The organism is Devosia soli (assembly GCF_000970455.1).
GTDB classification, from domain to species: domain Bacteria; phylum Pseudomonadota; class Alphaproteobacteria; order Rhizobiales; family Devosiaceae; genus Devosia; species Devosia soli.
The window spans coordinates 20,066-28,553 of sequence record NZ_LAJG01000036.1 but is presented as its reverse complement, the minus strand read 5'-3'; the positions used below and the strand labels follow the sequence as shown (position 1 = coordinate 28,553).

Sequence of the window (8,488 nt, the reverse complement as noted above, 5' to 3'; positions counted from 1 at the left end):
AAGCGCGCCATCGCCGTGGCTGGTGTTGCCTCCACCCTCAAGGCGATAACAGGATGAAGGGCGCTGACGCGCGCCGTCGCAAAACAAGCTGAGCCATCAGCCGCGCCGAGTTCTCACACAGCCTCGGCCCCATTTCGGACGTCCTGCGCTCGCGCGGACGTCGAATTCTGAATCTAGGTGAATGCGCACTAGGGTACTAGCCATCTAGGGCTCCTTCGCCAGATGGAAAGGCTTCAAAGTCTATTTGAGATTCGGGTGAGCCGAACGTTTCTACCAGACGGTGCCGGCTATCCAGTAGGGCCTACATCCAATTCATCCAACGTCAGGCGTTGACCGGCGATGGGGTCGAGAACACCGTAAGAAGTTATCATTTCGCTGTTCGGTTGTGAAAGGGTCGCTGGCCTGCGAGCTACGACAAATGAGCTCAAGTTGTCCCGAAGCCAACCGATCCACGACAAAAGCTTACTTGAAGCAGTCCGCACGACGCTCGCTTCGATGAATTTCCCAACAAGCCGCTGATACAGAGCATTTGGAATACCTCCACGCGGGCCGACGGGTTCCGGGTGAGCACTTTCCCTTAGCTGCCACCGCATGCGGGCATTCATTCGGGCAGTCAGGCCAACCGCATCAGGCCGCCTTTCCTGTTCCATTGTGTCGAATGCCCAAGACATCGGATCTGGAGCAAAGTCACTTGCATTCAACTTCAGCGCAGCAATGTCGCACTCGGCGAAGTATGCTCGTTTTTGGGAAAGCGCTGCGCTTCCATCTGGAGCCCGAACTTTCCGATTGGTCCGGCGGCTTTTAGGAGTACGGCTTGTGTCAACATAGAGCTGCACTGAGTGTCGATGCCTTGTCATTGCTACGTAAATGCCCTCCCGGGTCATTGGCTTGGTTCCGAGCACGTAAGCCCGATCTACCGTCAAACCCTGTGAGAAGTGTGCGGTGACCGCGAATATGTGCTTCATGCAAGGCAACCCCGGTTGACCTTCCACTCGCCGACCCACCAGTTCTCTGAAATTGGCGGCCAAAACTTGGCCGTCGTCAAAGCGGAGCGTGATGCTTTCTGAGTCAACTTTCAAAACAGTTGCCGAGTCAGCGTTTGTGATGCGTCTGGATGGATGGTCGACCCTTTCAGTGAATGCTACGCGATCGCCGTCTGCCAGGAGCATCGTAATGGTGGACAACTTCTTTCCTTCTCTATCGGTCACAGCAACGGGCACGGAAAACTGCGCCTTTGAAAGAAGGCCTGCTTCTTGCAGACGCACTCTGATTTGAGCGTTGAGCTCCAAAACGTCCGTGTTCCATCCGGCGATTGCGAGGGCAGTGGGCGCAGGATCAGTCGAGAGGACTCCATCCCAGAGTCGATCCGCAACAAATCGGTCGGCAAGTTTAGCAATGGCTGTGCTGCCGTCGGCGCACCAGAAAATGTGTCCTCTATCGTCGTAAGCTTGCAGGGCCGCAGAAGCATTTCCCTTAGCGAACAGCATGCTCGCGTCGCGTTGCCAACCTGTCGACTGGCGCCGAACTTCACGCATTTTCGAGGAACTTAGGACACGGGACAAAAGCCTTAACGGCGACCCCCAGGCCACTGGCTGTAGCTGACGAGTGTCGCCTGACAGGATGAGCTTCGATTTTGACACCGAGCATGCCCGCGCGACGCGATAAAGATCCCTCGTCGGCACCATTCCAGCTTCGTCCAGAAGGACGATGTCATTCGAGCTCAGAACTATGCGGCCTGCCTCAATCGCCAGAAGAAAACCCTGCACAGCAAGCGCATGAGAATTCGGGGTATTCGTGTCCTTCGCAATCACCTTGGTTGCAGCCCACGATGGGGCGAGCGCATAAACAGTGCGTCCTGCCTCTTGAGCGACACTCGTAACGGTCCCCCACGCAAAAGATTTGCCCGCGCCAGCGCTGCCTTCGACGATCGAAATGCCGTCGGCTGTCAGCCCGTGCCAAATAGCCGACTTTTGTTCATCTGATAGCGATGGGCGAGCTTTTATGGCTCGTTCAACCAGCTCCGGATCGACGGTGGACCACGTTCCACGGGACGCTACCGCCAACTTGATGAGCTCTTTCTCCAACTCGACATTTTGTCGGGTAGAGTAGGACGCCTTGTTCACAGTGTCGTATTCGTCTCCAACACGCACAACCAGGTCGTCAAGATGGTCAGAAAGCACCGCTCGCAGTTCTTGGGGACTGGCAGAGCACTGAAGGCTCTCAGCGATCGCCGCCAGCATGTCGGATCGCTTGAGGACAGCTGACTTTTCAAAAGTCTCGTCGAGTGCGGTTCTCGCCAAATCGGCTATAGTGCGCTCGGGCTGTGCACCCGCAACGTCATGCAATGAGATATCATTGATATCGAACCCAAGGGCGTGAAGGTCTTCGCGCCATGAAGCCAACATGTGGGACGCACTACGCTCCTTGTCCTTTTTAGGCCGTGTGGCGAGCGACAGCCTGTCTGCCGCCGAACGATCCCTGCTTACATCGACGCCTTCCTTCTTCCCTGCATTCTCTATCGCTTTGCGTCTCTTGGAGAAGGCATCAATGACTGTCAAAGGCACGCCAGCAATTTCAAACCCACGCTTTCGCCGAACCAGATCAAGACCGGCAGCCCGAAGCCTCGATGCGAGCGCGGTATTGTAAAATGCTCCCATCAACAGCTGGAGATCCAGGACTTCCTTATTATCTAGCGCCCCTACGGATCCATCCTTGCGCAGTGCGATATTGGGGATCACGGCATGAGAATGCAGCTGTGGGTCGTTTGCACGAGAAGTGAGCTCGCGGAACACCGCGGCAACCCAAAATTCAGGGGTTTCTTTTTTGGCGCCGGAATGGCCCCGACGGCACTTCAAAAGGCCTTGGTCAAAAATGAACTGCAGCGCTTCCCTAACCGCTTCATCATGGGCGGCCAAGATAATGCTCCTGACGTGGTCGTTTGAGAGCAGCGCCACTATCGATACCGATTTTGGGGGCGCGAAGTGAAAATCCATACCGAGACGACGAAACCCATTGCCCCTGGCAACCGTGCGTCCGTCGGTCAGGTCGCCCCTACACAGCCGTCGAAAAACGTTAGCGTCGACGCTCGCTCCGTGGACTGAGCCAAAAAGTTCGGAAGATACTGCATTCGGATGCCACCACAGTGCATTTGCATCGGAGCTTGTGTAATAGTCTTCCGGCCTCCGTTGATCCCCCCTTAAGTAATATTCGATGCTGGGCATGAACTCAGGGGTGAACATCTACTCGGCCGGTCCTTTTTCCGCCGACCAGATGTCAGAAACGACTGAGGCAATGACCTCGATTTTTGCGTCCACGCTCATTTGCCGTTCGGCTGCGGCTTTGAGCATCCCGACAACGGCGGAAAGCCGGTCGTCATTTTCAAGGGAACGGCGGAGCATTTGCTCGACCAGATTCCGTTTGGACGTGCGCCGCGCTTTGGCGAGGGCCTCAAGCACCGAATTCAGTGCGGGGTCGATCGCGATCCGAGAATTATCGTGAGCCATGTTCACTGCTCCGAAAGACAATTATTGGACAAACGGATCGGTACCAGCCCACAGGTGATGATATCGCCAGACAGCCCAGTGATCGTGTCAGGCGAGAGCTCAAGAAGCTTACCGCCGCAGCACCTACTCGCAGGATTACGTTGCGGGAGCTGGTATCTGCCTCGTTTGATGAAATCGAAGCTCATCTGGCAAAGCACACCTATGAAAAGGTGGCTGAATCCATCAGCAGGGCAGGGCAGACCATCAGCGCAAACACCCTGCGCCAGTATATTATTGCAGAGCGTAAACTCCGTTCCGAGGAAAAATCGAGCCATCGCCGCGAAGCGCTTTCTGTTCAAACGGTGAGAGAGCGGGCGGTATCGACGGCTGACGGTGATGCTAAGGCAACGCAATCCGAGGCGCCTTTATCCAAGCGAACTACATTCAAGCCACGACGCCCTGAGTGAAGCGTCGCTTGATTTTCTTGACTATGGGGGGCAGCCCCGCACCGAGAAGCAGGCACGAAAAGGCCGTTGAAAAAATGGTCAGGAGCGGATTCAAGAAGGGAGTCGTTTCGACCGGATTGCCAGTCCGATACACGATCGGTTTTGTAGGACAGACATAGTCACCGGGAGAATTTCCGAACTTCGTCGCGATCGAACTTTTGCACTCGGCAAACTGCTGCGGAAGCATTGGGTTTAGTGTGAGCATCTCGGCCACGGAGGTCGCACTTCCGGCGGTCAGTCCGATCCAAAAGGCGTTGACGTTCTGTTGGCTGAGAGCACCCACTGGAAAAGCCAATAGGGCAGTGACCGCGAAAATGGTAATGCTTTCCAATAACCGCCTTCGGGTGGACAGGTGTGATGTCACCGACCTCTCCGCGGCCTTGACTGCGACGTCAGCTAGTATGGGGAGGATCGCCTCTCGAACTTTTTCGGCGATCAGATCAGGATAACCCTCACGTTCTGCACGAAAAATTTTGATAGTACGATCATTCAAAATAACCGCGTGCAGGAGAAGACCTTCAAGGACGAGGAGGTTCAGATACGGATCATCACTTTGGAAGCCCAAGGCCTCTGCCAATTCGATCTGGCGGCGGGCCTCACGATCTGAAAGTCCTAACTTTAGGCACAAGTTGAAGAGTTGCCGGAACTTCATCAGAACAGCCAATTGGTAATAGCGTTGAGTTCCTGTTCGGCCTTCCTGAGGAACAGACGGCGAAGCTGTCTGTGGTAGGGGTCAGTGATCACGGCCTCGTCAGCGATGCCCTTGAGGCCATACTGAAGTAAGGACGGGGCGAGAGCCGGCAGCGTGATCTCGCGCCCACCGAGTTCGAAGAGCCGCGATCGAGCACCGGAAGCGGTCCAATTGCTCAGGTTCTGATCGGTCATCAGTCCCCGATTGAGGACCGCGACAAAGTCGACGCCATCACCGAAGCCATCCGCAAGGGTGTGGAAACTGGCCTCATATGAAGGGTCGGCCGCTTTCATGTGCATGATGGTCAGGCGATAGCCGTAATCAGCAGCAAGCTCAGCGATCTCGCCCAGACCATTGCTGTATTCCGCCGGAAACAATTCGGCGACGCTGGCGTGTGCACCACCCGGGAAGTCGTGAATTATCGTCCGAACGCCGCTGTCCATTGAGCGGATAAAGGTCTCAGCCTCCTCCGGATCACGCATGTCGTAACGAACAGCGCCCAACAGCGGATCTTGTTGATCTTCAGGGACGTCGGGAATTCGGAGGGCAAGGTATGTCGAGCTGACGGAAGCGTCGGCGTCGTAGACCGCTACTTGCTGACCGAGCGACCGCAGGGTCGTTACGGTTACCACTGCCTTGTTGGATTTGCCGGTGCCACCCTTTGCGCTCGTGATGACGAGCACGCGAGATGGCGAATTTGACTTTGTCATGGGTCTATACCTGGTCGAACGTTAAGACGCTTGACCAAATCTGCCTCAACCCTTTGGCGCTCCAAGCAGGCGTCCAACTCTCGCTGAATGCGAGCGGCCAAATCCAGTATGTGGCCTCGGTCTTTCTCGTTTGCTTGAGCGAGGATCTGGGCCAAACGGTCCAGATATCGTTCGCAAATCTCAGCGGTTGGAACACTCATAGTGCGGCTAGGCGTCATTGATCGCCCATAGCCTGCCGCGTGAATGTCTACCTCGGAAGTCGAAATGGATTAGGTATCTATTTCTGCCTATTAAATAGGCTGGCGAAAGGACCGCCCTCTTCTTCCTCATCTGGGTGGGACAGACGGTCTAAGTAACTTTGATGCAGTTCGGCTATAAACGCTTGATGCCTGATCTCATGCAAACGTGCCAGCGGCTCTGATAATTTGAGCCGGTATCGCACGGCATCTGGTTCGATATTGTCAGGCTTCCCGGCAATCCTGCGACGCTCATGACTGGGTAGGTGAGCAATCGAGGGATCTTCGTATCGTCGACGAGTCGCCAGTAACTCATCTTCCGATAACCGATCACCGCCCTTCTGCTTCAACTTTTCCTCTAACAAATTCGTAATCAGGCGACAGAATTCAAAGTTTTGTCGCGCGTAGTGAAATAGAAACTCCGTTGCTACCGTCGTCGAGCGTTTATCAAGCAGATTACGGTAGTGGTACATATATACTTCAGCCGCGTGATTGTAATCGGCATTGTCCTCGAATGAATCGCCAGTTACCTCACCGTTGAGTATCTTTTCTATAATCTCATCGGGCCAATCCTCGCGGTCATATTCAAGGTTCCCGCAATCCGCCAGCCAATCCTCAAAAGCGTCGTCGTATTCCGTCATAGTGTCTCCTTTCGCGCCTGGATACCGGCTCAAAATTTGAGACACGCAAAAGAATTAATTAAATATCGAAGCGTTCGAGGAGAATGCTATGCTCCGCAGCTTCTCAGCTTTCCAGTTTAATCCTCCAGCATCTCCATAAACTGGCCTCTGAGATTTGTGGCCGAATAGGGCGATGCGCAACTCCACATCGAAATCGGCTCTTAACATCCGGTTCTCAAAACTATGCCGGAGGGAGTACAGACTGTGCTTGTTGCTCTCACGCAAGCCGTTGTCTGAAAAATACTTGTTTATCGTCGCACTTAAGCTCTCCTCGCGCTCACGATAGCGGGGAAAACCCTCAGGGAATGCCTGAAATGCCTTTAGTGCTACGCCAACCAAGGGAATGTAGCGGCGGCTGCTCGTAGATTTCAGCTGGCGAGGAGCATCGGCATCGAGATGCTCGACAATCGCAACGTGGGGAACCTCGGCGTTCAGCACTATGCTTTCAGGACGCAAATTGCAGAGTTCGGATGGACGCGCACCTGTCTCGATCATCGCGAAGAGCACCGCTCTTGCTTCAGAGTTCAATCCTCGCAGCGCATCGCCTTGGATGAACTTTTCGATGATCCATCGATCTGAAAACGCGGGTCGTTTCCGCTCATCATTCTCCTTGAAGCTAAGACCCCGAAAGGGATTGGACCTGTCAGGTTCGTCGTGGACGTGATCAAAATAGCTTCTGTAGAGTTTGCGCAGTTCCCCAAGCTGACGGTTGCCGGAGCTCGGGCTCAAGCGGCTTATCGACGGGTCGCTCGGCTGAATTCTCTCCAGCCAGTGTCGATAAAACTTGACGGCGTCGGAGCGTTTTATTTCTGAGAGCGGCTTGTCTCCGACCACTTCCACAAAAGTGCGTATCGCTCTTTCCGGAATTACGCGCCACTTTCGGAGCTGCGCTTCAGATTTGCCGGCGAGCTCTGTTTTGAAGATTTCTCCGCAGTAGATTTTGAGAGCATCGCCGAAGGTCGCCTTCGGTTCTTCTACCAATCCAAGCGCAGCCTCCAGGACCGGCTTGGGGGTAGACTGAGGCAAAATAACTTCCATCCGTTGGGCGATCTCGGCCCAACTTCCTTCGGCAAGTTGCTCGGTGGGCCGATATCCAAAGCCTAACGCCAACGCTAACTTGGACGCAGCGGCATGTCGTTGGGCAGTATCGGCCGTAGACTCTCCCATTATGAGAGCGGCCCAGCGTTGGTCGTCTGCCTCTTCGAGAACGTCTCTTGCTCGCCGCGCCGCAGCCAAATCTCGCGTGCCTAGGGCTTGCCGGATTACAGGCGCCCTGGAGTCAAGACTTGCGACAGCCGCAGGTACCCGTCTGCAATAAGTCCAGCTTTGTCCGCGACGCTTAAGGTATCGATCAAGGTCAATTAAGCGCGCCATTTATCATTGCCGTATCACAGTTTGTAGCACCACCTGTGGCACAAGAAATTGCGCACGGCAAACCGCCGAAGCGATCATCATCGCGTTCTTGTAGTAATTTCAGATATTTATCTTAACGGGAGTTAGGCGGGGCTGGAGCGGGTGAAGGGAATCGAACCCTCGTCGTAAGCTTGGGAAGCTTCTGCTCTACCATTGAGCTACACCCGCATTATCCGGTGCCAAACCTAGATGCTGGAAATCGGCGTCAGCGTCAAGCCGGTCTCGGAGGCGGCGATAATCTGCGAAGAGGTTCGCAATTGGTGCGAAACGTAAAGCGCGCTTTGTTCGGGTGCTGAATTAATCAACTACGCAAGATCGGGTTCTGCGGGAAGCCGGAGCCCGACATGCATCTATCCCTTCTATGCAAGGATTGCCTCATGGATGGGGTAGCGGGGGCCAACAAGGATCAGGTTCTGTCGCTGACGGAAGTCAACAACGCCGTGCGCCAGCGCGACGGGATGACCCTGCATAATGCTGCGCTCGTTGAAGCGACCAATGCCCCTATCGAGTAGACGGAAGCACAGGCCGGTCGCCTCGATGGTCTTGTCGAGCACTTCAAGGCGGCTGCAGGCGGCAGCGAAAGCACCGGCCAGATGTCACGCATCGTGCGGCTCGTCGCCAGCAGACGGCAATCCCGCGAAGTCATCAAAATTGGGGCAAGAGTTTGGGCGGTATCAATGTTTTAAATGGTCGACGAGTACTCTATTGTCACGAATGGGAGGCGCTTCATGTTGTTGATCAAACGCGATCTGAGTATTGAGGGGTTATTC

8 protein-coding genes, 1 tRNA gene and 1 pseudogene are annotated in these 8,488 nt (G+C 54.8%); 2 read left to right on the top strand and 8 right to left on the bottom strand.

Annotated elements, in window-relative coordinates; all coding sequences use genetic code 11:
- Positions 1–287 precede the first annotated feature (287 nt).
- A complete protein-coding gene (gene mobF, locus VW35_RS16480) occupies positions 288–3,239 on the bottom strand; it encodes a MobF family relaxase (protein ID WP_046144194.1) in 2,952 nt (983 codons plus the stop codon).
- Complete coding sequence (locus VW35_RS16475; protein WP_046144193.1) at positions 3,240–3,503, bottom strand: hypothetical protein; 264 nt, start codon at positions 3,501–3,503, stop codon at positions 3,240–3,242.
- Between the two features lie 140 nt (positions 3,504–3,643).
- On the opposite strand from VW35_RS16475, the gene VW35_RS21350 reads away from it, so the two are divergent.
- Positions 3,644–3,949: a hypothetical protein gene (locus VW35_RS21350; RefSeq protein WP_152662634.1), complete on the top strand. Its 306-nt coding sequence runs from the start codon at positions 3,644–3,646 to the stop codon at positions 3,947–3,949.
- Here VW35_RS21350 and VW35_RS16465 read toward each other — a convergent pair.
- The 6 genes and pseudogenes from VW35_RS16465 to VW35_RS16440 all read right to left on the bottom strand — a co-directional run bounded on the left by VW35_RS16465 (position 3,927) and on the right by VW35_RS16440 (position 7,886).
- On the bottom strand, positions 3,927–4,640 hold the full coding sequence (locus tag VW35_RS16465) for a hypothetical protein (protein WP_046144191.1): 714 nt from the start codon (positions 4,638–4,640) through the stop codon (positions 3,927–3,929). The two genes, VW35_RS21350 and VW35_RS16465, sit on opposite strands and share 23 nt — an antisense overlap.
- Complete coding sequence (locus tag VW35_RS16460) at positions 4,640–5,362, bottom strand: nucleotide-binding protein (RefSeq protein WP_046144190.1); 723 nt, start codon at positions 5,360–5,362, stop codon at positions 4,640–4,642. The genes VW35_RS16465 and VW35_RS16460 overlap by 1 nt, the downstream gene beginning before the upstream one ends.
- Positions 5,363–5,666: 304 nt before the next feature.
- Complete coding sequence (locus tag VW35_RS16450) at positions 5,667–6,266, bottom strand: hypothetical protein (RefSeq protein ID WP_046144188.1); 600 nt, start codon at positions 6,264–6,266, stop codon at positions 5,667–5,669.
- Between the two features lie 54 nt (positions 6,267–6,320).
- Positions 6,321–7,472, bottom strand: a complete 1,152-nt coding sequence (locus tag VW35_RS16445) for a tyrosine-type recombinase/integrase (RefSeq protein ID WP_161796934.1) — start codon at positions 7,470–7,472, stop codon at positions 6,321–6,323.
- A 15-nt stretch (positions 7,473–7,487) separates the two neighbouring features.
- A pseudogene (locus VW35_RS22330) lies at positions 7,488–7,679 on the bottom strand (DUF6538 domain-containing protein); the annotation flags it as partial.
- Between the two features lie 133 nt (positions 7,680–7,812).
- Positions 7,813–7,886, bottom strand: a tRNA-Gly gene (locus VW35_RS16440).
- 176 nt (positions 7,887–8,062) lie between these two features.
- Here VW35_RS16440 and VW35_RS21645 point away from each other — a divergent pair.
- Positions 8,063–8,230, top strand: coding sequence for a hypothetical protein (locus VW35_RS21645; RefSeq protein WP_161796933.1), 168 nt, complete (start codon positions 8,063–8,065; stop codon positions 8,228–8,230).
- The last annotated feature ends 258 nt before the right edge of the window (positions 8,231–8,488 follow it).

Bases quoted from the DNA above. Each gene is read 5' to 3' on its own strand.
- mobF (WP_046144194.1), bottom strand. From the start codon at position 3,239: ATGTTCACCCCTGAGTTCATGCCCAGCATCGAATATTACTTAAGGGGG.
- VW35_RS16475 (WP_046144193.1), bottom strand. From the start codon at position 3,503: ATGGCTCACGATAATTCTCGGATCGCGATCGACCCCGCACTGAATTCG.
- VW35_RS16465 (WP_046144191.1), bottom strand. From the start codon at position 4,640: ATGAAGTTCCGGCAACTCTTCAACTTGTGCCTAAAGTTAGGACTTTCA.
- VW35_RS16450 (WP_046144188.1), bottom strand. From the start codon at position 6,266: ATGACGGAATACGACGACGCTTTTGAGGATTGGCTGGCGGATTGCGGG.
- VW35_RS16445 (WP_161796934.1), bottom strand. From the start codon at position 7,472: ATGGGAGAGTCTACGGCCGATACTGCCCAACGACATGCCGCTGCGTCC.
- VW35_RS21645 (WP_161796933.1), top strand. From the start codon at position 8,063: ATGCATCTATCCCTTCTATGCAAGGATTGCCTCATGGATGGGGTAGCG.